The 19,961-nt window shown below is 72.5% G+C and carries 18 protein-coding genes; 5 read left to right on the top strand and 13 right to left on the bottom strand.

Annotation, left to right across the window (positions count from 1 at the left end; translation table 11 throughout):
- Nucleotides 1–54: 54 nt before the first annotated feature.
- Nucleotides 55–1,050, bottom strand: coding sequence for a transcription termination factor NusA (gene nusA / locus OG361_RS28840; RefSeq protein ID WP_384568512.1), 996 nt, complete (start codon nucleotides 1,048–1,050; stop codon nucleotides 55–57).
- A gap of 2 nt (nucleotides 1,051–1,052) precedes the next feature.
- Nucleotides 1,053–1,550 carry a ribosome maturation factor RimP gene (rimP, locus tag OG361_RS28835; protein WP_384568515.1) on the bottom strand — a complete coding sequence of 166 codons (498 nt, stop codon included), beginning with the start codon at nucleotides 1,548–1,550 and terminating at the stop codon, nucleotides 1,053–1,055.
- Nucleotides 1,551–1,719: 169 nt separating this feature from the next.
- On the opposite strand from rimP, the gene OG361_RS28830 reads away from it, so the two are divergent.
- The 4 genes from OG361_RS28830 to OG361_RS28815 are packed head-to-tail and all read left to right on the top strand — an operon-like array spanning nucleotide 1,720 to nucleotide 4,640.
- Nucleotides 1,720–2,292 carry a hypothetical protein gene (locus tag OG361_RS28830; RefSeq protein ID WP_405858087.1) on the top strand — a complete coding sequence of 191 codons (573 nt, stop codon included), beginning with the start codon at nucleotides 1,720–1,722 and terminating at the stop codon, nucleotides 2,290–2,292.
- Complete coding sequence (locus tag OG361_RS28825) at nucleotides 2,289–2,705, top strand: ferritin-like domain-containing protein (protein ID WP_405858085.1); 417 nt, start codon at nucleotides 2,289–2,291, stop codon at nucleotides 2,703–2,705. The genes OG361_RS28830 and OG361_RS28825 overlap by 4 nt, the downstream gene beginning before the upstream one ends.
- A gap of 47 nt (nucleotides 2,706–2,752) precedes the next feature.
- A complete protein-coding gene (locus tag OG361_RS28820) occupies nucleotides 2,753–3,652 on the top strand; it encodes an aminoglycoside phosphotransferase family protein (protein ID WP_405858083.1) in 900 nt (299 codons plus the stop codon).
- Nucleotides 3,653–3,698: 46 nt separating this feature from the next.
- Nucleotides 3,699–4,640, top strand: a complete 942-nt coding sequence (locus OG361_RS28815; RefSeq protein ID WP_405858081.1) for a slipin family protein — start codon at nucleotides 3,699–3,701, stop codon at nucleotides 4,638–4,640.
- A gap of 111 nt (nucleotides 4,641–4,751) precedes the next feature.
- Here the strand turns inward: OG361_RS28815 and OG361_RS28810 are convergent, their stop codons facing one another.
- The 10 genes from OG361_RS28810 to OG361_RS28765 all read right to left on the bottom strand — a co-directional run bounded on the left by OG361_RS28810 (nucleotide 4,752) and on the right by OG361_RS28765 (nucleotide 17,974).
- Entirely contained in the window at nucleotides 4,752–6,452 is a 1,701-nt protein-coding gene (locus OG361_RS28810; RefSeq protein ID WP_405858079.1) for a proline--tRNA ligase, read from the bottom strand.
- Nucleotides 6,453–6,556: 104 nt separating this feature from the next.
- Nucleotides 6,557–7,102 (bottom strand): GNAT family N-acetyltransferase, encoded by a 546-nt coding sequence (locus OG361_RS28805; RefSeq protein WP_384568531.1) that lies wholly within the window; start codon nucleotides 7,100–7,102, stop codon nucleotides 6,557–6,559.
- 28 nt (nucleotides 7,103–7,130) lie between these two features.
- Nucleotides 7,131–7,976, bottom strand: a complete 846-nt coding sequence (locus OG361_RS28800) for a GNAT family N-acetyltransferase (protein ID WP_405858076.1) — start codon at nucleotides 7,974–7,976, stop codon at nucleotides 7,131–7,133.
- Between the two features lie 132 nt (nucleotides 7,977–8,108).
- Complete coding sequence (gene ispG, locus OG361_RS28795) at nucleotides 8,109–9,266, bottom strand: flavodoxin-dependent (E)-4-hydroxy-3-methylbut-2-enyl-diphosphate synthase (RefSeq protein WP_405858074.1); 1,158 nt, start codon at nucleotides 9,264–9,266, stop codon at nucleotides 8,109–8,111.
- 127 nt (nucleotides 9,267–9,393) lie between these two features.
- Nucleotides 9,394–10,701, bottom strand: a complete 1,308-nt coding sequence (locus OG361_RS28790) for a M50 family metallopeptidase (protein ID WP_405858072.1) — start codon at nucleotides 10,699–10,701, stop codon at nucleotides 9,394–9,396.
- Nucleotides 10,698–11,948 (bottom strand): 1-deoxy-D-xylulose-5-phosphate reductoisomerase, encoded by a 1,251-nt coding sequence (gene dxr / locus OG361_RS28785; RefSeq protein ID WP_405858070.1) that lies wholly within the window; start codon nucleotides 11,946–11,948, stop codon nucleotides 10,698–10,700. Before dxr ends, OG361_RS28790 begins: the two co-directional genes overlap by 4 nt.
- A gap of 34 nt (nucleotides 11,949–11,982) precedes the next feature.
- On the bottom strand, nucleotides 11,983–13,218 hold the full coding sequence (aroA, locus tag OG361_RS28780) for a 3-phosphoshikimate 1-carboxyvinyltransferase (RefSeq protein WP_405858068.1): 1,236 nt from the start codon (nucleotides 13,216–13,218) through the stop codon (nucleotides 11,983–11,985).
- A gap of 70 nt (nucleotides 13,219–13,288) precedes the next feature.
- The gene (locus OG361_RS28775) at nucleotides 13,289–15,211 is read right to left on the bottom strand and encodes an acyl-CoA dehydrogenase family protein (RefSeq protein ID WP_405858066.1); all 1,923 of its coding nucleotides are present in this window, start codon (nucleotides 15,209–15,211) and stop codon (nucleotides 13,289–13,291) included.
- A 181-nt stretch (nucleotides 15,212–15,392) separates the two neighbouring features.
- The gene (locus OG361_RS28770; protein WP_405858064.1) at nucleotides 15,393–16,838 is read right to left on the bottom strand and encodes an aldehyde dehydrogenase family protein; all 1,446 of its coding nucleotides are present in this window, start codon (nucleotides 16,836–16,838) and stop codon (nucleotides 15,393–15,395) included.
- A 164-nt stretch (nucleotides 16,839–17,002) separates the two neighbouring features.
- Entirely contained in the window at nucleotides 17,003–17,974 is a 972-nt protein-coding gene (locus OG361_RS28765) for an EamA family transporter (RefSeq protein WP_405858062.1), read from the bottom strand.
- 153 nt (nucleotides 17,975–18,127) lie between these two features.
- Here OG361_RS28765 and OG361_RS28760 point away from each other — a divergent pair, with 153 nt between their 5' ends.
- Nucleotides 18,128–18,322: a hypothetical protein gene (locus OG361_RS28760; protein ID WP_405858061.1), complete on the top strand. Its 195-nt coding sequence runs from the start codon at nucleotides 18,128–18,130 to the stop codon at nucleotides 18,320–18,322.
- A 70-nt stretch (nucleotides 18,323–18,392) separates the two neighbouring features.
- Here the strand turns inward: OG361_RS28760 and OG361_RS28755 are convergent, their stop codons facing one another.
- Nucleotides 18,393–19,946: a PucR family transcriptional regulator gene (locus OG361_RS28755; RefSeq protein WP_405858059.1), complete on the bottom strand. Its 1,554-nt coding sequence runs from the start codon at nucleotides 19,944–19,946 to the stop codon at nucleotides 18,393–18,395.
- Nucleotides 19,947–19,961 lie beyond the last annotated feature (15 nt).

The raw sequence follows: 19,961 nt of genomic DNA, 5'->3' as shown, positions 1-19,961 counted from the left end.
ACCGACCTCGCCCGTTTGGGGCAAAAATCGAACAGCTGTTGGCCAAAAACGGTCTCAGTCCTGCGGACCGGTCGGCTCCGTGTCCGGACGGATGTCGATCCGCCAGCCGGTCAGACGCGCGGCGAGGCGGGCGTTCTGGCCCTCCTTGCCGATCGCCAGCGACAGCTGGTAGTCCGGCACCGTCACCCGGGCGGACCGGGCCGCCATGTCGACGATCTCGACCTTGGAGACCCGCGCCGGGGAGAGCGCGTTCGCCACCATCTCGGCCGGGTCGTCCGACCAGTCGACGATGTCGATCTTCTCGCCGAGCAGCTCCGCCATCACGTTGCGGACGCGGCTGCCCATGGGGCCGATGCAGGCGCCCTTGGCGTTCAGGCCCGAACGGGTGGAACGGACGGCGATCTTGGTGCGGTGACCGGCCTCACGGGCGATGGCCGAGATCTCGACCGAGCCGTCGGCGATCTCCGGCACCTCCAGGGCGAAGAGCTTCTTCACCAGATTGGGGTGTGTGCGCGAGAGGGTGACGGAAGGACCGCGGACACCACGAGCCACCCGGACGACGTACGTACGCACGCGCAGACCGTGCGAGTAGTCCTCGCCCGGCACCTGCTCCTGCACCGGAAGGATGGCCTCCAGCTTGTCGTCCAGCCTGACGAGGACGTTCTTCGGGTCCTTGCCCTGCTGCACCACACCGGCGACGACATCGCCCTCGCGGCGCGCGTACTCGCCGAACGTCACGTCGTTCTCGGCGTCCCGCAGCCGCTGCTGGATCACCTGGCGGGCGGTGCTCGCCGCGATCCGGCCGAAGTCCGACGGGGTGTCGTCGAAGTCCTTGGGCTCCTGGCCCTCCTCCAGCTCGGAGGGGTCTTCCTTGGCCCACACCGTCACGTGCCCGGTCTGCCGGTTCAGCTCCACACGAGCGTGGCGGCGGGCGTCGGGGGTGCGGTGGTAGGCGATGAGGAGGGCCGACTCGATCGCCTCGACCAGCAGGTCGAAGGAGATCTCCTTCTCATTCGCCAAGCCCTTGAGAAGCTTCACGTCGATGTCCACGGCTACGCCTCCTCTTCCTTCTTGTCCTTGCGGTTGAACTCGATCTCGACACGCGCCTTGGCGATGTCGGCGAACTCGACCCGGCGGGCGGTGGGCTTGCGCCCCTTCACGCCCGGCACTTCGAGGTCGAGGCCGTCCTCGTCCACGGCGAGGATCCGGGCGACGAGCTCGTCGCCCTCGACGAGCTGGAGCTTCGCCAGCCGGCCGGTCGCCCGCACGTAGTGGCGGTGCTCGGTCAGGGGGCGGTCGGCGCCGGGGGAGCTGACTTCGAGGACGTATTCGCCCTCACCCATCACGTCGGTCTCGTCGAGCTTCTCGGAGATCTCACGGCTCAGCTCGGCGCAGGCGTCCAGCTCCACGCCCTCTTCCGAATCGACGACGACGCGCAGCAGTCCACGACGGCCGGCCCGGGACACCTCGATCTCTTCCAGATCCAGGTCCTTCGCGTGGACGAGCGGCTCAATGAGTCCGCGCAGCCTGTCGCTCTGGGTGGTGCTCATCCGGGTGACTCCTCGGCCGCGTGTGCTGTTGTGGGTTTCGTCGCGTGTCAGACCAAAGGGTATCCGGTCCGGGAGGGTGTTGCCGTCCATCGCCCCGGGGGCCGCGGGTACGCTCGCCTGCGGTGATCTCGACGATCTTCGACAACGGACGGCGGACGAGGGAGAGAGCGTGACGACGACGGGCAGGCGCGCACTCCTCATGGCGGGCGCGGCGGCGGGAGCGACGGCCCTCGTGGGCTGCACCGACTCCTCCGACGGCGGCTCCGGTACGCGGCGGCCGAGCGCCGCCGAGCTGGAGGCCGAACGGGTGGCGCGGGCCGAGGCGGCCCTGCGGCTCCGCTCGGTGACCGCCTCGCGGACCCTGCTGGAACGTTACGACGCGACACTCTCCGCGCATCCCGCCCTGGCCTCCCGGCTGAACCCGCTGCGGCGCTCCGTCGCGGCGCACGCGAAGGCCCTCGGCGAGGGCGGTACGACGGCCTCCCCGACTCCCACGGCCTCGGCCAAGACCTCCGCTACCTCCTCCGCCACGGCCACGGCCACGGCGTCACCGGTACCGGTACGGGTGGCGGCGGACCCCCGGACGGCCCTGAAGGAGCTCGCGGCGGCCGAGCGCACCACCTCCGACCGGCACACGACCGCCCTGCTCACCGCCCCTTCCGAGTACGCCCGGCTGCTCGCCTCCGTGGCGGCGGCCGGCGCCGCGCACGCCTATCTGCTGACCGAAGGAGCACCGGCATGAGCGCCCTCGACGCGGCCAGGGCGGCGCTGGCCGCCGAACACGCGGCGGTGTACGGGTACGGGGTCGTCGGCGGCCGCATCGGTACGGAGCGCAGGGCGGAGGCCACGGCCGCGTACGAGGCCCACCGGGCGCGCCGGGACGCGCTGCGCCGGACCGTGCGCGACCTCGGCGCGGCCCCGGCGGCCGCCGCGGCCGCCTACGAGCTGCCGTTCCGCGTCACCGACCCGGCCGCGGCGGTGCGGCTCGCGGCCGTCCTGGAGGACCGGGTGGCCGGGGTGTACTCCGACCTCGTCCGGGCCGCGGAGGGCCCGCTGCGGCGCGAGGCGGCCGCCGCGCTGCGGGAGGCGGCGGTACGCGCCGTCCGCTGGCGCGGCAGCGACGTAACCTTTCCTGGGCTCGCCGAGCGGGTATGAGCCCGGCCCCGACCAGGGCGACCGAACGTCAGAAGGACAACGCACGCATGGCTTTCGAACCGCCGCAGCGACTCGTACGGGCGCTCGGCGAGACGTACGGGGACACCGCGGCGACCGAGTGGCTCGGGCCGCTGCCGGAGCATGCGCGGACCGTGCTCGACCACGCCTCGCTGGACGCCGAACGGGTGATGGCCCCCGGCGGGCGGAGCAGTCTGGTCCTCCTCGTCCGGCGCTCCGACGGCTCCCCCGCGGCGCTCAAGATCGCGCCGCCGCTCGCCCGCCCCGACCTGGAACGGGACGCGCTGGCGCACTGGAGCGGCTGGGGCGCCGTCCAGCTGCTCGACGAGACCGCCGAGGGCGGACTCGTCCTCGAACGGCTGCACCCCGAGGTGTCGCTGCGCTCCCTGCCGGAGGCCAAGGCGCTCCTGGAGGCCGCGGGCACCGTACGGAAGCTGTGGGTCGACCCCCCGGTGGAGCACGGCTTCGAATCGGTCGCCGCGCGGACGGAACGGCAGGCCGCGGCGATGGAGCCGTACCGCGCGGACCCGGCGGTCGGTGACCTGACGGCGGCGGCGCTCGCCGCCCGCGAGGAGCTCGTGGCCGCCCCGTCCGAGTCGCTGCTGCTGCACGGCTGCTTCCGTCAGGGCAAGGTGCTGGCCGGCGACCGGGCCCCGTGGCTGGCCGTCGGACCCGAGCCGCTCGTCGGCGAGCGCGCCTACGACCTGGCCCGGCTCGTCCGCGACCGGGTGGAGGACCTGGTCGGCGCCTCGGCGGGCGCCTCGACGGCCCGGCGGCGGGTGAACAAGCTGGCGGACTCCCTGGACATGGACCGGGAGCGGCTGCGCGGCTGGACCCTGTTCCGCGCGGTCGAGTCGGGGACGCGGGCGCTCACGGCGGGACGGCGGCAGGACGCGGAACTGCTTCTGGAGTTCGCGGGCTGGCTCTAAGGGAATACCCTTTTTGTACCGTTCGGCTCGATTCCAGGGGGCCGTGATGATCGAAGAGCTGTTGATAGCGGTGGCCACCGCGGGTGCGGCGGTCGCGGTGTACGCGGGCGCGGCGGCGCGCGTGGTGAAGCAGTACGAGCGCGGGGTCGTCTTCCGCTTCGGCCGGCTGCGCAACGAGATACGTTCACCCGGATTCACGATGATCGTGCCGGTCGTCGACCGCCTCCACAAGGTCAACATGCAGATCGTCACGATGCCCGTTCCCGCGCAGGAGGGCATCACCCGGGACAACGTCACGGTACGGGTCGACGCCGTCGTCTACTTCAAGGTGGTCGACGCGGCGGACGCGCTGGTGCGGGTGGAGGACTACAAGTTCGCCGTCTCGCAGATGGCGCAGACCTCGCTGCGCTCGATCATCGGCAAGAGCGACCTGGACGATCTGCTGTCCAACCGGGAGAAGCTCAACCAGGGCCTCGAGCTGATGCTCGACAGCCCGGCGATGGGGTGGGGCGTCGCGATCGACCGGGTCGAGATCAAGGACGTCTCGCTGCCGGAGACGATGAAGCGCTCGATGGCCCGGCAGGCGGAGGCGGACCGGGAGCGGCGGGCGCGGGTGATCAACGCGGACGCGGAGCTCCAGGCGTCGAAGAAGCTGGCCGAGGCTGCGGGGGTGATGTCCGCGCAGCCGGCGGCGCTGCAGCTGAGGCTGCTGCAGACGGTGATGGCGGTGTCGGCGGAGAAGAACTCGACGCTGGTGCTGCCGATCCCGGTGGAACTGCTGCGGTTCCTGGAGCGAGCGGCTCCGGGGGCGGAACACGGGTCGACGGGTGCACAGCCCGCGCCCGAGCCCACGCCCGAGCCCACGCCCGAGATCGCGCCGCTGAGCGAGGCGTATCTGAAAGGGCGGGGGGATGCGGTGGATGCGGTGGAGGACCTGACGGGCGCGTCGGTGGATCCGGCACCGAAGCCGGACGACGCCGGCGTGTGAGCCCTGCGCGGGCGGACCTGCCGCGTGCGCGCGGCGGGGCCCGGCGGCAGGTGGTGACACGGCGGAGGGGCCGGGCACGCGGGCCCGGCCCCTCCGTCGTGTGTCCCTGCGTCAGGCGGTGAGGCGGGCGATCGCCTCGTCGACCGTGAGCTCCTCGCGCTCGCCGGTGCGGCGGTCCTTCAGCTCGACGACGCCCTCGGCGGAGCGGCGGCCCGCGACCAGGATCTTCGGGACGCCGATGAGCTCCGCGTCGGTGAACTTGACGCCCGGGGAGACGCCCGCGCGGTCGTCGACCAGGACGCGGAGGCCCGCGGCGGCCAGCTTGTCGGAGACCTCGAGGGCCAGCTCGGTCTGGAGCGCCTTGCCGGCGGCGACGACGTGGACGTCGGCCGGGGCGACCTCGGCGGACCAGCACAGGCCCTTGTCGTCGGCGGTCTGCTCGGCGAGCGCGGCCACGGCGCGCGAGACACCGATGCCGTACGAGCCCATGGTCACGCGGACCGGCTTGCCCTGCTGGCCGAGGACGTCGAGCTTGAGGGCGTCGGCGTACTTGCGGCCCAGCTGGAAGATGTGGCCGATCTCGATGGCGCGGTCCAGCTTCAGGCCGGTGCCGCACTTCGGGCAGGGGTCGCCCTCCTGGACGACCACGACGTCGACGTACTCGTCGACCTCGAAGTCACGGCCCGCGACCACGTTCTTCGCGTGGGTGTGCTCCTTGTTGGCGCCGGTGATCCACGCCGTGCCCGGCGCGACGCGCGGGTCGGCGATGTACGTCACCTTGTCCAGGCCCTGCGGGCCGACGTAGCCGCGGACGAGGTCCCCGCGCTCGGCGAAGTCGGCCTCGGTGACCATCTCGACGGTGGCCGGCGCGAAGTGCGCCTCGACCTTGCCCAGGTCGACCTCGCGGTCGCCGGGCACGCCCACGGCGACGATCTCGCCGTCGACCTTCACGAGGAGGTTCTTGAGCGTGGCGGAGGCCGGGACGCCGAGCGAGGCGGCGAGCGTCTCGATGGTCGGGGTGTCGGGGGTCGGGATCTCCTCGGCGGCCGCGACGCCGGAGCCGTCGACCGGCTTCAGCTCGTACGTGATCGCCTCGGTGTTGGCGGCGAAGTCGCAGTTCGGGCAGTCGGCGAAGGTGTCCTCGCCGGCCTCGGCCGGGGCGAGGAACTCCTCGGACTTCGAGCCGCCCATCGCGCCCGCGGTGGCGGCGCAGATGCGGTAGTCGAGGCCGAGGCGCTCGAAGACGCGCTGGTACGCCTGGCGGTGCAGGGCGTAGGAGTGGGCGAGGCCCTCGTCCTCGGTGTCGAAGGAGTACGAGTCCTTCATGAGGAACTCGCGGCCGCGCAGGATGCCGGCGCGGGGACGGGCCTCGTCACGGAACTTGTTCTGGATCTGGTAGAGGATGACCGGCAGGTCCTTGTAGGACGAGCACTGGTCCTTCACCAGGAGGGTGAAGATCTCCTCGTGGGTCGGGCCGAGGAGGTAGTCGCCGCCCTTGCGGTCCTGGAGGCGGAAGAGCTCGGCGCCGTACTCGTCCCAGCGGCCGGTCGCCTCGTAGGGCTCGCGCGGCAGCAGGGCGGGGAGCGTGACCTCCTGGGCGCCGATGGCGTCCATCTCCTCGCGGACGATGCGCTCGACGTTGGCTAGGACCTTCTTGCCGAGGGGCAGCCAGCTCCAGATGCCGGCGGCGGTGCGGCGGACGTAGCCGGCGCGGACGAGGAGCTTGTGGCTGAGGACCTCGGCGTCCGCCGGGTCGTCGCGCAGCGTCTTCGCCATCAACTTCGACATGCGCTGGACCGGTACGTTGGCCATGGTTCTCGTACTCCTGCCGGATGGGGGTCCCCCGTTCGAGCGCCGCCGAGAATGGGGGAGGGTGATGGGCCCGAGGTTAGCCGGGCGGCCCCGCCTCGGAGAAATCAGTTCCGTCGCAGGAGGGGCAGCGGGGCGCCCATCACCGCGTACGGGCGGGCGGCGCTCGGGAAGTGCACCTGGCGGGCGAGGTCGTCGTAGCCGAGGGCGCGGTAGAGGCCGCGGGCCGGGGAGTCGGTGTCGATCGCGGAGAGGATCGAGCGGGGCTCGGCGGCCCGGTCGGTGATGGTGGTGATCAGCTCGCGGCCCACGCCCCGCCCCTGGAAGTCGGGGTGGACGTGGAGCTCGGTGATGACGAAGGAGGCGTCGAGCCAGTCGGCGGTGCCGGTGGCGCGCAGGTACGGCTCCACGACGGTGGACCACCAGTGGGTCCGGTCGTTGGGCATCCCGTACACGAAGCCGACGAGCCGCCCGTCGGGGGTGGTGGCCCCGTAGGCGCGGGCGCCGGGGCTCATGAGGTGGCGCAGCACGATGTGGCGGCGTACGGCGATCTCGTCCCGGTCCAGGCCGAAGGCGACCGCCTGCACGGCGAGGGCCTCGTCCACCCGGGCGGCGAGATTGACCGGACCGATCATGACCTCTGCGTCATCCATGCGGCGCACCCTACAAGCGGCCGGGGCCTCAGAACAGCACGCTCATGAAGGCGCCGGTCTCGCGGAAGCCCACCCGGCGGTACGAGGCCCTGGCGGGGGTGTTGTAGTCGTTGACGTACAGGCTGACCACCGGTGCGATGTCGGCGAGGGCGTACTGGAGGACGGCGGCCATGCCCGTCTCCGAGAGGCCCTTGCCGCGGTGTTCGGGGGCGACCCAGACGCCCTGGATCTGGCAGGCCTGGCGGGTCGCGGCGCCGATCTCGGCCTTGAAGACGACCTTGCCGTCCTCGATCCGGGCGAAGGAGCGGCCCGCGCCGACGAGCTCGGCGACCCGGGCCTGGTAGAGCAGTCCCCCGTCGTTGGCGAGCGGGGAGACGCCGACCTCCTCGGTGAACATGGCCACGCAGGCGGGCATGATCACCTCCATCTCGTCCTTGCGGACGCGGCGCACGAAGGGGTCGGAGGCGACGGTGGTGGAGGGCGTCTGGGCGACCATCAGCGGCTGGCGGGCGCGGACGTCACGCGCCGGGCCCCAGCTGGGCTCCAGGAGCCGCCAGAGCTCGGTGGTGGGGTCGACGGGGCCGACGATCGAGGAGCAGCGGCGGCCGATCCTGCGGGCCCGGTCGGCGAAGGCGCGGACGGCCGCGGGGGTGGCGCAGATGGGGACGAGGTTGGCGCCGGAGTAGCAGAGCGAGCGCAGCCGGCCCTCGGTGTACCAGCCCCACATCTCGCCGCCGAGCCGCCAGGGATCAAGTCCGGCGACCTGGACGCGGGCGGTCACGAAGGCGTTCTCGACGGGGGCGCTCTCCAGGACGGCCAGGGCGGCGCCGAGATCGGCGGGTTCGAGGACCCGGGTGGTGGTCTCTGTCAACACGAGGGGGCCTCACGGTACGGATCTGCTGATTCCCGCACTTTACCCGGAGGGTCGCGGAGCACGCCTCTGGCAGCACGAAGCCCCGCCACCCGGAGCGGGCGACGGGGCTTGGCAGGGCTGGTCCCTCAGTACTTAACCCGCGATGGCCACGGTCGGTTCGCCGCTGGCGACCCCGTCCTTCTCCATCTGCTCGGCGATCTTGAGCGCCTCTTCGATCAGGGTCTCGACGATCTTCGACTCGGGGACGGTCTTGATGACCTCGCCCTTCACGAAGATCTGGCCCTTGCCGTTGCCGGAGGCGACGCCGAGGTCGGCCTCGCGGGCCTCGCCGGGGCCGTTGACGACGCAGCCCATGACGGCGACGCGCAGCGGGACGGTCATGCCGTCGAGGCCGGCGGTGACCTCCTCCGCGAGCTTGTAGACGTCGACCTGGGCGCGGCCGCAGGACGGGCAGGAGACGATCTCCAGGCGGCGCTGGCGCAGGTTCAGCGACTCCAGGATCTGGATGCCGACCTTGATCTCCTCGACCGGCGGCGCGGAGAGCGAGACGCGGATGGTGTCGCCGATGCCCTGGGCGAGGAGCGCGCCGAAGGCGACGGCCGACTTGATGGTGCCCTGGAAGGCCGGACCCGCCTCGGTGACGCCGAGGTGCAGCGGGTAGTCGGACTGGGCGGCGAGCTGGCGGTAGGCCTCGACCATCACGACCGGGTCGTTGTGCTTGACCGAGATCTTGATGTCGCGGAAGCCGTGCTCCTCGAAGAGGCCGGCCTCCCAGAGGGCGGACTCGACGAGCGCCTCGGGGGTGGCCCTGCCGTACTTCTTCAGGAGCCGCGCGTCGAGCGAGCCGGCGTTGACGCCGATCCGGATCGGGGTGCCGGCGTCGCCGGCCGCCTTGGCGATCTCCTTGACCTTGTCGTCGAACTGCTTGATGTTGCCCGGGTTGACGCGGACGGCCGCGCAGCCCGCGTCGATCGCGGCGAAGACGTACTTCGGCTGGAAGTGGATGTCGGCGATCACCGGGATCGACGACTTCCGGGCGATCGTGGCGAGCGCGTCGGCGTCGTCCTGGGTGGGGCAGGCCACGCGCACGATCTGGCAGCCGGAGGCGGTCAGCTCGGCGATCTGCTGGAGCGTGGCGCCGATGTCGGAGGTGCGGGTCGTCGTCATCGACTGCACGGAGACGGGGGCGTCACCGCCGACGGCCACGCTGCCGACCTGGATCTGCCGGCTCTTGCGCCGCTCGGCGAGCCGGGTCGGGACGGTCGGGATACCGAGAGCAATCGCGGTCATCTTCTGTGCAACCTCAAGGTTGTGCGTCGGCGGTCTCAGGTCTCCGAGGTTACCGCCCCGGGGGCGGGGGGCCCGACACCAGCGGGTCGGGCCCCCTTTGGAGCTGTGTCCGGAACATCGTCCGGGGCTACGTCAGTTTCACCGGGTTGACGATGTCGGCGGCGAGGACGAGCAGCGTGAAGCAGACGAAGACGCCGGCCACCACGTACGCGGCGGGCATCAGCTTGGCCACGTCGAACGGGCCCGGGTCGGGGCGCTTGAAGATCCGGGCCGTGTGGCGGCGTACGGACTCCCACAGGGCGCCCGCGATGTGGCCGCCGTCGAGCGGCAGCAGCGGGAGCATGTTGAACAGGAACAACGAGACGTTGAAGAACACCAGGAGGTTCATGAACATCACGAGGATCGTCGTCGGCGGCGCCTCGATGTTCATGAGCTCACCGGTGAGCCGGGCGGCGCCGACGACGCCGACCGGGGAGTCCTTGGCCCGCTCCCCGTCGCCGAAGGTGGCGTCCCAGAGGCCGGGGATCTTGCCGGGGAGGGCGATGACCGACTGGACACCGTTCTCCAGCAGGTCGGACATGCGTTCGGTGGTCTCGCCGAAGCCGAGGGCGGCGACCTCCGTCTTGGAGGCGAAGCCGAGGTAACCGGCGTCGATGTACCGGACCGGCTGGACGACCTGGCCGTCCTCGTCCTTCATCGGCACCTTGTTGGAGACGAGTGTGGGGTGCAGGTCGACGCTCCGGCCGTCCCGCTCGACGGTGATCGTCGCCGCCCCGATGGTGTCGCGGATGCGGTCCGAGAGCGTGTCCCAGTCCGCCACCGGTGTGCCGTTGAAGGCGACGATCTTGTCGCCCTCCTTCAGCCCCGCCCGGTAGGCCGGGGAGACGGGGTCGCCCGAGGCGCACTTCTCGCGGTTCTCGCTCTGCTTGATGACGCACTTCTGGACGCCGGCGACCTTGGTCGTCTGGCCCTCGACGCCCAGCGTCATCATCGAGCCGAAGAACAGCGCCGCCGCCAGGACCAGGTTCATGAAGGGTCCGGCGAACATCACGATCACGCGCTTCCACGGCTTGCGCGTGTAGAAGAGCCGGGACTCGTCGCCGGGCTGGAGCTCCTCGTAGGACGCCTCGCGGGCGTCCTCGATCATCGAGCGCCAGGGCGAGGTGGAGCGGGCCTCGATCTTGCCGTCGTCGCCCGGCGGGAACATGCCGATCATGCGGATGTAGCCGCCGGCCGGGACGGCCTTGATGCCGTACTCGGTCTCGCCCCGCTTCTTCGACCAGATCGTGGGGCCGAAGCCGACCATGTACTGCGGCACGCGGATGCCGAAGAGCTTGGCGGTGGAGAGGTGACCCAGCTCGTGCCACGCGATGGAGACGAGGAGGCCAAGGGCGAACAGCACGATGCCCAGCGTGTACAAGAGCACTTCGGTCATGCGCGCGCCTCCGCCGTTGCCTTCACTGCGAGCTCTCGGGCCCGGGCCCGTGCCCAGGTCTCCGCTTCGAGGACGTCCGGGACGGTGAGGGAGGTTCCCGTGCCGGGAACGCCGTGCTCCGCGACGACCGCTGTGACCGTATCCATGATTCCGTTGAACGGCAGCCGCCCGGCGAGAAACGCCTCGACGCACTCCTCGTTCGCCGCGTTGAAGACGGCGGGGGCCGTGCCACCCAGGTCGCCCACGTGCCGGGCCAGCCCGACCGACGGGAAGGCCTCGGTGTCGAGCGGGAAGAACTCCCAGGTGGAGGCCTTGCTCCAGTCGAAGGCGGGGGCCGCGTCCGGGACGCGCTCGGGCCAGCCGAGGCCGATGGCGATCGGGCCGCCCATGTCCGGGGGGGTCGCCTGGGCGAGCGTGGAGCCGTCCGTGAACTCCACCATCGAGTGGACGTACGACTGGGGGTGCACGACGACCTCGATGCGGTCGAAGGGGATGTCGTACAGCAGGTGGGCCTCGATGACCTCCAGCCCCTTGTTCACCAGGGTGGCGCTGTTCACCGTGATGACCGGGCCCATCGCCCAGGTCGGGTGGGCGAGCGCGTCCTCGCGGGTGACGTGGGCCAGCTGCTCCCGCGTACGGCCGCGGAAGGGGCCGCCGGAGGCGGTGACGACCAGCTTGCGGACGTCGGCGCGGGTGCCGGCGGCGAGCGCCTGGAAGAGGGCCGCGTGCTCGGAGTCGACCGGGATGATCTGGCCCGGCTTGGCAAGCGCCTTGACCAGGGGGCCGCCGACGATCAGCGACTCCTTGTTGGCGAGGGCGAGGGTGCGGCCGGCTTCGAGGGCGGCGAGCGTGGGCGCGAGGCCGATGGAGCCGGTGATGCCGTTGAGCACGGTGTGGCACGGGGAGGCGGCCAGCTGGGTGGCGGCGTCCGGCCCCGCCAGGAGCTCGGGCAGCGGCTCGGAGCCGTACAGCGCCTTCAGCGCCTCGCGCAGCTCGGGCAGCACCTCCTCGCGGGCGACGGCGACCGCGGCGACCTTCAGCCGGTGCGCCTGCTCGGCGAGCAGTCCGACCCGGCCGCCGGAGGCGGCCAGGGCGGTGACCCGGAAGCGGTCGGGGTTGCGCAGCACGAGGTCGATGGCCTGGGTGCCGATGGACCCGGTCGAGCCGAGGACGACGATGTCCCGGCGTCCTTCGGACACGTCGAAGGCGATGTGCGGATCGGCGAGAGGAGAGGGGCGGTCGCTCATGCCCCCCATTCTTGCCGCAAAGACCGCGCGGTCTTCACGGGGTGTGGACAAACGAGCCGAAGACCCGGTGGAAGTCGGGGAAGGTCTTCTTCACGCAGCCGGGGTCGTCGAAGGTGATCCCGGGGGTGCGCAGGGCGGTGACGGCGAAGGACATGACGATCCGGTGGTCGCCGTGGGTGGCGATCTCGGCGGGCCCGGTGGGGGTGCCGGGGTGGATCTCGATCCAGTCGGGGCCGGTGCGGACGGTGATGCCGAGGCGGCGCAGGTTCTCGGCGCAGGCGTCGAGGCGGTCGCACTCCTTGACCCGGGTGTTGGCGACGTCCTCGATGCGGACGGGGCCGTCGGCGAAGGGCGCGATCGCGGCGAGGGTCGGCATGGTGTCGGAGATGTCCCGCATGTTGACGGTGAGTCCGCGCAGGGTGCCGGTGGAGCGGACGGTCGTCCCGGCGGCGGTGGTCTCGACGTCGGCGCCCATGCGGCGCAGGACGTCGACGAAGGCCAGGTCGCCCTGGAGGGCGCCGGTGCCGAGGCCGGGAACGGTGACGGAGCGGCCCGGTTCGAGCGCGGCGGCGGCGAAGAAGTAGCTGGCGGTGGAGGCGTCGGGCTCGATGCCGTACGTCTGCGCCCGGTAGCCGGTGGGGGCGACCCGGTAGGTGCGGCCGTCCTGGCGGATCTCGGCGCCGAAGCTCCGCATCATCGCGAGGGTGATCTCGACGTACGGCTCCGAGACCAGGTCGGTGACGGTGATGTCGAGGCCCTCGGCGGTGAGGGGTCCCAGCATGAGCAGGGCCGTCAGGTACTGGGAGGACTGCCCGGCGTCGAGGGTGAGCGCGCCGCCCTTCACGCCGTGGGCGTGGACGGCGAGCGGGTGGTGGCCCTCCTTCTCGCCGTGCCGGAGGTCGACGCCGAGGGTGCGCAGGGCGGTGCTGAGGGGGCCGAGGGGCCGCCGCCGCATCTGGGCGGAGGCGTCGAAGCGGTACGTGCCGTGGCCGGCGGCGGCGAGGGTGGGCAGGAAGCGGGCGGTGGTGGCGCCGTCGCGGCAGTAGACCTCGGCGGTGTCCGCGCCGGGGCCCGCGGGGCGGCCCTCGATGTGCCAGGCCTCGGCCTCGCGGCGGACGGCGTAGCCGAGGGCGGTGAGGCCTTCGGCGAAGCCCTCGGTGTCGTCGGAGACGAGCGGCCTGAGGAGGGTGGTGGTGCCCTCCGCGGCGGCGGCGAGGAAGAGCGCGCGGGCGGTGACGGACTTGGAGCCGGGGATGTCGATGACGGTCACGGCCGTCATCCTGCCGTTTCGTCCGGCCGGACGGGCCCGCGTTCCGCATGGCGGAACACGGGCCGCCCCGTCAGGGGACGCGCCGGTGGACGTTCTCCTGCGTGGACGGCCCCGGCGTGGCGTCCGCGATCCACGGTCCGTCGTCGCCGGGGTCGACGATGCCGGCCTCCAGCCAGGTGTACCGGCCGTCGAGGACTCCGTCGACGATCCGCCGGTCGAGGTCGTCGGTGTTGGACCAGAGGCGGCCGAAGAGCTCCTCGGTCCGCAGCCGGGCCTGGCGGCAGAAGGCGTCCGCGAGCTCGTGCGCCTCGCGCCCGTGGTCGCCGGTGGTGCGGAGGAGTTCGGCCCGTACGCAGACGGCGCTCATGGCGAAGAGCTCCGCGCCGATGTCGACGATCCGCCCGAGGAAGGCCTGCTTGAGCTCCATGCGGCCCTGCCAGCGGGACATCGCGTAGAAGGTCGAGCGGGCGAGCTTGCGGGAGGTCCGCTCGACGTACCGGAGGTGACCGGCGAGGTCGCCGAACTCTCCGTACGCCCCGGGCAGCTGGCCCGCTCCGGCGACGAGTCCGGGCAGCCAGCGGGCGTAGAAGCCGCCGGCCCGTACGCCGGCCTTCGCCTTGTCGGAGAGGGAGGTGTCGGGGTCGATGAGGTCGCCGGCGACGGAGAGGTGGGCGTCGACGGCCTCCCGGGCGATCAGCAGGTGCATGATCTCGGTCGAGCCCTCGAAGATCCGGTTGATCCGCAGGTCGCGCAGGACCTGCTCGGCGGGGACGGCACGCTCGCCGCGGGCGGCGAGGGAGTCGGCGGTCTCGTAGCCGCGGCCGCCACGGATCTGGACCAGTTCGTCGGCGATCAGCCAGGCCATCTCGGAGCCGTACAGCTTGGCGAGGGCGGCCTCGATGCGGATGTCGTTGCGGTCCTCGTCGGCGAGTTGCGAGGCGAGGTCGACGACGGCCTCCAGGGCGAAGGTGGTGGCCGCGATGAAGGAGATCTTGGTGCCGACGGCCTCGTGGCGGGCGACGGGCCTGCCCCACTGCTCGCGGACTCCCGACCATTCGCGGGCGATCTTCAGACACCACTTGGCGGCGCCCGCGCACACGGCGGGGAGCGAGAGGCGGCCGGTGTTGAGGGTGGTGAGGGCGATCTTGAGGCCGCTGCCCTCGGGGCCGATGCGGTTGGCGGCCGGGACGCGGACGCGGTGGAAGCGGGTGAGGCCGTTCTCCAGGCCGCGCAGCCCCATGAAGGCGTTGCGGTGCTCGACGGTGATGCCGGGCGAGTCCGCCTCGACGACGAAGGCGGTGATGCCGCCGCGGTGGCCCTCGGAGGCGGGGACGCGGGCCATGACGACCAGCAGGTCGGCGACGACCCCGTTGGTGGTCCACAGCTTCACGCCGTCGAGGACGTACGTGTCGTCCTCCGGTACGGCGGTGGTGGCGAGGCGGGCCGGGTCGGAGCCGACGTCGGGCTCCGTGAGGAGGAAGGCGGAGAGGTCGGTGCGGGCGAGGCGGGGCAGGAAGGCGTCCTTCTGCTCCTGGGTGCCGAAGAGCTTCAGCGGCTGCGGTACGCCGATCGACTGATGCGCGGAGAGCAGGGCGCCGACGGCGGGGCTCGCGGAGCCGACGAGGGCCAGGGCGCGGTTGTAGTACAGCTGGGTGAGGCCGAGGCCGCCGTATGCCGGGTCGATCTTCATCCCGAGCGCGCCGATCTCCTTGAGACCGGTGATCGTCTCGTCGGGGATGCGGGCCTCGCGTTCGATGCGGGCGCCGTCGATCCGGGTCTCGCAGAACGTACGGAGAGTGGTGAGGAAGGCCTCTCCGCGCCGGACGTCCTCGTCGGCGGGGAGTGGGTGGGGGTGGATGAGGTCCAGGCGGAACCGGCCGAGGAAGAGTTCCTTGGCGAAGCTGGGCTTGTGCCAGTCCTGCTCGCGCGCTGCCTCGGCGGTCTGCCGGGCCTCGCGTTCGGTGACCTTGGGCCGCTGGGTGGGTGCGGACATGCTCACCTCGCCGCTCGTCGGGGCTTGGGGCGCCCCCGAGGGGGCTCTGTCCGTCGTACCCGATTTCCGCGGGTCCCGAAAGGCGAAAGGCGGCCCGGGCCCCCGCACAGTGGGCCCGGACCGCCTGGTCTCGCGGACGGGTGAGACGTACGGGGCGTACGTCTCACCCGTCCCGCACGTCTTAGAGCGCGAGGCCCGTCAGGACGAGGACGCGCTCGTACGTGTAGTCGTCCATGGCGTACTTGACGCCCTCGCGGCCGACGCCGGAGCGCTTGGCGCCGCCGTACGGCATCTGGTCGGCGCGGTAGGACGGGACGTCGCCGACGATCACGCCGCCGACCTCCAGCGCGCGGTGGGCGCGGAAGGCGGTCTGCAGGTCGTGGGTGAAGACACCGGCCTGGAGACCGAAGTCGGAGTCGTTGACCGCGGCGAAGGCCTCGGCCTCGCCGTCGACCTTCGCGATCGTCAGGACCGGGCCGAAGACCTCGGCGCGGGCCAGGGCGACGTCGGCCGGGAGGTCGGTGAGGACGGTCGGGGCGTACGTGGCGCCTTCGCGCTTGCCGCCGGCGAGGAGCTTGGCGCCGGCCGCGACGGCCTCGTCGACCCAGGACTCGACGCGCTGGGCGGCGGCCTCGTCGACCAGCGGGCCGACGTCGGTGGCGGAGTCGGACGGGTCACCGGTGACCTGGGCCTCGACGGCGGCGACGATCTTCGGCACCAGGCGGTCGTAGACCGAGGCGTCGGCGATCACACGCTGGACGGAGATGCAGGACTGGCCGCCCTGGTAGTTGGAGAAGGTGGCGATACGGGTCGCCGCCCAGTCCAGGTCGGCCTCGGAGGACCAGTCGGGCAGGACCACGGCCGCGGCGTTGCCGCCGAGCTCCAGGGTGCAGTGCTTGTGCGGCACGGACTCCTGGATGGCGTAGCCGACCTTGTCGGAGCCGGTGAAGGAGATGACCGGGAGGCGCTCGTCCTTGACCAGGGCGGGCATGCGGTCGTTCGGCACGGTCAGGATCGACCAGGAGCCGGCCGGCAGCTCGGTCTCGGCCAGGATCTCGCCCAGGATCAGGGAGGAGATCGGGGTCGACGGGGCCGGCTTGAGGATGATGGGGGCGCCGACGGCGATGGCCGGGGCGACCTTGTGGGCGCTGAGGTTCAGCGGGAAGTTGAACGGCGCGATGCCGAGGACGACGCCCTTGGGGATACGGCGCGTGAGGGCGAGACGGCCCACGCCACCGGCCTCGGTGTCGAGGCGCTGGGCCTCGCCGCCGTTGAAGCGGCGGGCCTCCTCGGCGGCGAAACGGAAGACGGAGACGGCACGGCCGACCTCGCCGCGGGCCCACTTGACGGGCTTGCCGTTCTCGGCGGAGATCAGCAGGGCGATCTCCTCGGTGCGCTCGGCGAGCCGCTTCGACACGTGGTCGAGGGCGGCGGCGCGGACGTGCGCCGGGGTCGCGGCGAACTCGTCGACGACGGCGTGCGCGGCGGCGACGGCCTCCTCGACCTGGGCCTCGGTGGGCACGCTGACCTTGCCGACCAGACGTCCGTCGAAGGAGTTCGTGACGTCGAAGGTGGCCTCGCCGGTGGCCTCGCGGCCGGCGAGCCAGAAGGCGTGGGTGGTCGTCATTGCGGTCCCGGCCCTTTCCGTATCGGGGGTGCGAGCGATCGCTCACGTCACACGTTAGGGCCGGGGCGCCGAGCGCGGGCTTGTCCGGTATGGAGTAGTGGGGTGTCGGCGCTGTCCGCTTCGGCCGAAGAGCTACCGCGGCCCGTCCCCGCCCGGGCCCGCCCTCACCTGCGCCGTTCGGTCGAGACGATCAGCCAGACGCCGGCCACGACGATCGCGCCGCCGAGGAGGAGCGGCCAGGTCAGCGCCTCGTTCAGGACGAGGGCGCCGAGGGCGACCGCGACGACGGGGTTGACGTACGCGTAAGTGGCGACCAGGGAGATCGGGGCGGCCTGGAGGAGCCAGGCGTACGCGGTGAAGGCGATCAGCGAGCCGAAGACGACCAGATAGGCGAGGGCGGCCCAGGAGCGGGTGGAGACCTCGGAGAGTTCAAAGCCGTGCTGCTCGCCGCGGAGCAGGCCGACGGCGAGGCCCGCGAGACCGCCGGCGATCATCTCGTACGCGCTGGCGGTGAAGGGGTTGGCCGGCATCGGGAGGCGCGAGGAGGAGAAGGAGCCCACGGACCAGCAGAGCGTCGCGGCGACGACGAGGAGGACGCCACCGATCCGCACGTCGCCGCTGAGTCCGGGGAGGGTCAGGACGGCGAGGCCGGCGAGGCCGAGGAGCACGCCGGCGGTGCCGCCGAGGGTGGGCCGGTCGCCGGAGACGGCCTTGAGGACGACGACCCAGGCGGGGACGACGGCGATGAGGAGCGCGGCGAGGCCGGACGGTATGGAGGTCTCGGCGAGGACGACGAGGCCGTTGCCGCCGAGGATGAGGAGCAGGCCGACGAGGACGGCCGAGGCGAGCTGTCGACGGGTCACCTTGAGGGCGGCGGGGCCCTGCCGCCAGGCGATGATCCCGGCCAGGAGCAGTCCGGCGGTGACGAAGCGGGCGCCGCCGGAGAGGAAGGGCGGCACCGTCTCGACGACGATCCGGATGCCGAGGTACGTGGAGCCCCAGACGACGTACACGATGCCGAGCGCGGCCCATACGGCGCCGGTGATCCGACGGGCGGACGCCGCGGGCGAGGCGGTGCGGGGTTCGGGGGCGGCCTGCTGCGCCTCGGGGGCCGGATCGACGGCGGGGCTTGTCATGTGCAGGAGAGTAGGCAGTCCAGGAGGCAATGACCAAGAAAACTGCCCGCATTCGGGCAGGGATACCGGAATCTGGACGGCCGAGGCGGGGTAAAGGCCCCTCGGCGCGGGGGTGACAGGATGACCCCGACCGCGACAGTAATGGGGGAAAACATGATCCTGATGGTTCTGATCGGCGTCCTGGTGCTCGCCGTCGGAGGGTGTGCGTGCGTCGTGTGGGCCTCGCGGGGCGGCCCGCGCTGGGTCCGCGCGGTGGCCATGGTGACCCTGCTCGGCGGCGAGTTGGTGCGCGACAACCGACGGCGGAGCCTGCGGCAGAGCGACGGAAACAACGCCGCGGGCGAGTAGACGCCCTCTCCCGGGGGGCCCTCTACGGGGTGTCCGAGGGGCCCTCCAGACGGACCCCGTCGAGGTCCCTCTACGGGGTGTCCTCGCCCGTCGCCTTCAGCGCCAGCCACAGCTCCATCCGTACGTCCGCGTCGTCCAGCGAGCGGCCCAGGATCTCCTCCACGCGCCGCATCCGGTAGCGCAGGGTGTGCCGGTGGACGCCGAGGTCCGCCGCCGCCGCGTCCCACTGGCCGTGCCGGGAGAGCCAGGCGCGCAGGGAGGCGACCAGGTCGCCGCGGCCCGTCGCGTCGTGCTCCCGCAGCGCACGGAGCATCCCGTCGGCGAAGGCGCGTACCGCGTCGTCGGCGAGGAGCGGCAGGACCGAGCCGGCGGCCAGCTCCTCGTGCTCGACGAGCGCGCGGCCCCGCCGCCGGGCCACCGCGAGGGCCTGCTCCGCCTGTTTGTACGCGGCCGCCGCGGCGACCGGTCGGGCCGGGGCCGAGAGCCCGACGACGACCCCGGCCTCCTCCGCCTCCCGCTCCGCGTACCCGTGGCAGGCCGTGACGACGGCGCCCCCGTCCCCGGCCAGGACGACGAGCCGCCCCTCGCTCTCGGGGACCGTGAGCACCGCCTCGCCGGCCCGCGCGGCGGCCGTCTCCAGCGCCTCGGCGAGGACCGGCAGCGGGGCCTCCCCCGCCGTCTCGCCCCCGGCGGCCTCCGCGACGACCAGCCGGAAGGGCGCGTCGAGCAGCCCGCCGTACACGTCGCCCGCGACCGCGCGGGCGTGGTCCGGCTGGCCCGCGAGCATCATCCGCAGGACGGCGGCGCCGAGCCGGTGCTCCGCCGCCTGGAGCGAGCGGGAACGTTCCGTGGTGAGGGTGAGCAGCGCGATCGCCGAGTGCACCGCGTACCGCTCGGCCGTGCCCAGCGGCGCGCCCGTGCCGACCGCGAGCGCGCCCCGCACCCGCCGCCCGGACCCGAGCGACTGGAGCTCGACGCGGTCGTCCGTGCCGCCGACCACGGCGCTCGCGGGCGCGGGCCGGTCGCGCAGCCGCTCCACGTCGGGGGTGAGCCGGGCGGCCCGGCGCGCCGCCCACTCGGGCGAGACGGCGACGACCGTGCCGGAGGTGTCGTACAGCGCGGCCCAGCCGTCGACGTGCGCGGCGAGCCGGGCGACGACCGCCTCCGGTCCCTCGGCGAGCGCGGCCCGGGTCAGCTCGCGCTGTGCCTCGAAGCCGGCGGTGACGGCCCGGTACTGGTCGGCGGAGATGGCGGCGGAGACCGCCTTGCTGATCGCCAGGAACGGGGTCCTGCGCGGCACCTCCAGGAGCGGCAGGTGCTCCTCGCGCGCCGCTTCGAGCAGGGCGGCCGGGATGGAGTCGTGGTTGACGCCGACGGCGAAGCCGAGGCCCACCACCCCCGCGCCGAGCAGCCGCCGCACGTAGCGGCGCATCGCCTCCAGGTCCTCCGCGTCCAGCGTGAGTGCGGTGGTGAGCAGGAGCTCGCCGCCCTCCATGTACGGGACGGGGTCGGCGAGCTCGCTGACGTGGGCCCAGCGGACGGGGGTGTCGAGGCGGTCCTCACCCGCGCGGACGATCAGCTTGAGGGCGGAGTGCTGCACGAGCGAGGCGAGGGTGGGCGGCATTGGGGACCGTCGGAC

Origin of the sequence: Streptomyces sp. NBC_00090 (assembly GCF_045160815.1) — a bacterium.
Lineage (GTDB): Bacteria > Actinomycetota > Actinomycetes > Streptomycetales > Streptomycetaceae > Streptomyces.
This window is presented reverse-complemented; position numbering and strand designations above follow the sequence as displayed.

What these genes read in the sequence shown, in the direction of transcription:
- OG361_RS28790 (WP_405858072.1), bottom strand. Translation starts at nt 10,701, where the DNA reads ATGACCGAAGTGCTCTTGTACACGCTGGGCATCGTGCTGTTCGCCCTT.
- OG361_RS28825 (WP_405858085.1), top strand. Translation starts at nt 2,289, where the DNA reads ATGAGCGCCCTCGACGCGGCCAGGGCGGCGCTGGCCGCCGAACACGCG.
- rimP (WP_384568515.1), bottom strand. Translation starts at nt 1,550, where the DNA reads ATGAGCACCACCCAGAGCGACAGGCTGCGCGGACTCATTGAGCCGCTC.
- OG361_RS28805 (WP_384568531.1), bottom strand. Translation starts at nt 7,102, where the DNA reads ATGGATGACGCAGAGGTCATGATCGGTCCGGTCAATCTCGCCGCCCGG.
- OG361_RS28820 (WP_405858083.1), top strand. Translation starts at nt 2,753, where the DNA reads ATGGCTTTCGAACCGCCGCAGCGACTCGTACGGGCGCTCGGCGAGACG.
- OG361_RS28810 (WP_405858079.1), bottom strand. Translation starts at nt 6,452, where the DNA reads ATGGCCAACGTACCGGTCCAGCGCATGTCGAAGTTGATGGCGAAGACG.
- ispG (WP_405858074.1), bottom strand. Translation starts at nt 9,266, where the DNA reads ATGACCGCGATTGCTCTCGGTATCCCGACCGTCCCGACCCGGCTCGCC.
- dxr (WP_405858070.1), bottom strand. Translation starts at nt 11,948, where the DNA reads ATGAGCGACCGCCCCTCTCCTCTCGCCGATCCGCACATCGCCTTCGAC.
- OG361_RS28770 (WP_405858064.1), bottom strand. Translation starts at nt 16,838, where the DNA reads ATGACGACCACCCACGCCTTCTGGCTCGCCGGCCGCGAGGCCACCGGC.
- OG361_RS28760 (WP_405858061.1), top strand. Translation starts at nt 18,128, where the DNA reads ATGATCCTGATGGTTCTGATCGGCGTCCTGGTGCTCGCCGTCGGAGGG.
- OG361_RS28765 (WP_405858062.1), bottom strand. Translation starts at nt 17,974, where the DNA reads ATGACAAGCCCCGCCGTCGATCCGGCCCCCGAGGCGCAGCAGGCCGCC.
- OG361_RS28775 (WP_405858066.1), bottom strand. Translation starts at nt 15,211, where the DNA reads ATGTCCGCACCCACCCAGCGGCCCAAGGTCACCGAACGCGAGGCCCGG.
- OG361_RS28755 (WP_405858059.1), bottom strand. Translation starts at nt 19,946, where the DNA reads ATGCCGCCCACCCTCGCCTCGCTCGTGCAGCACTCCGCCCTCAAGCTG.
- OG361_RS28815 (WP_405858081.1), top strand. Translation starts at nt 3,699, where the DNA reads ATGATCGAAGAGCTGTTGATAGCGGTGGCCACCGCGGGTGCGGCGGTC.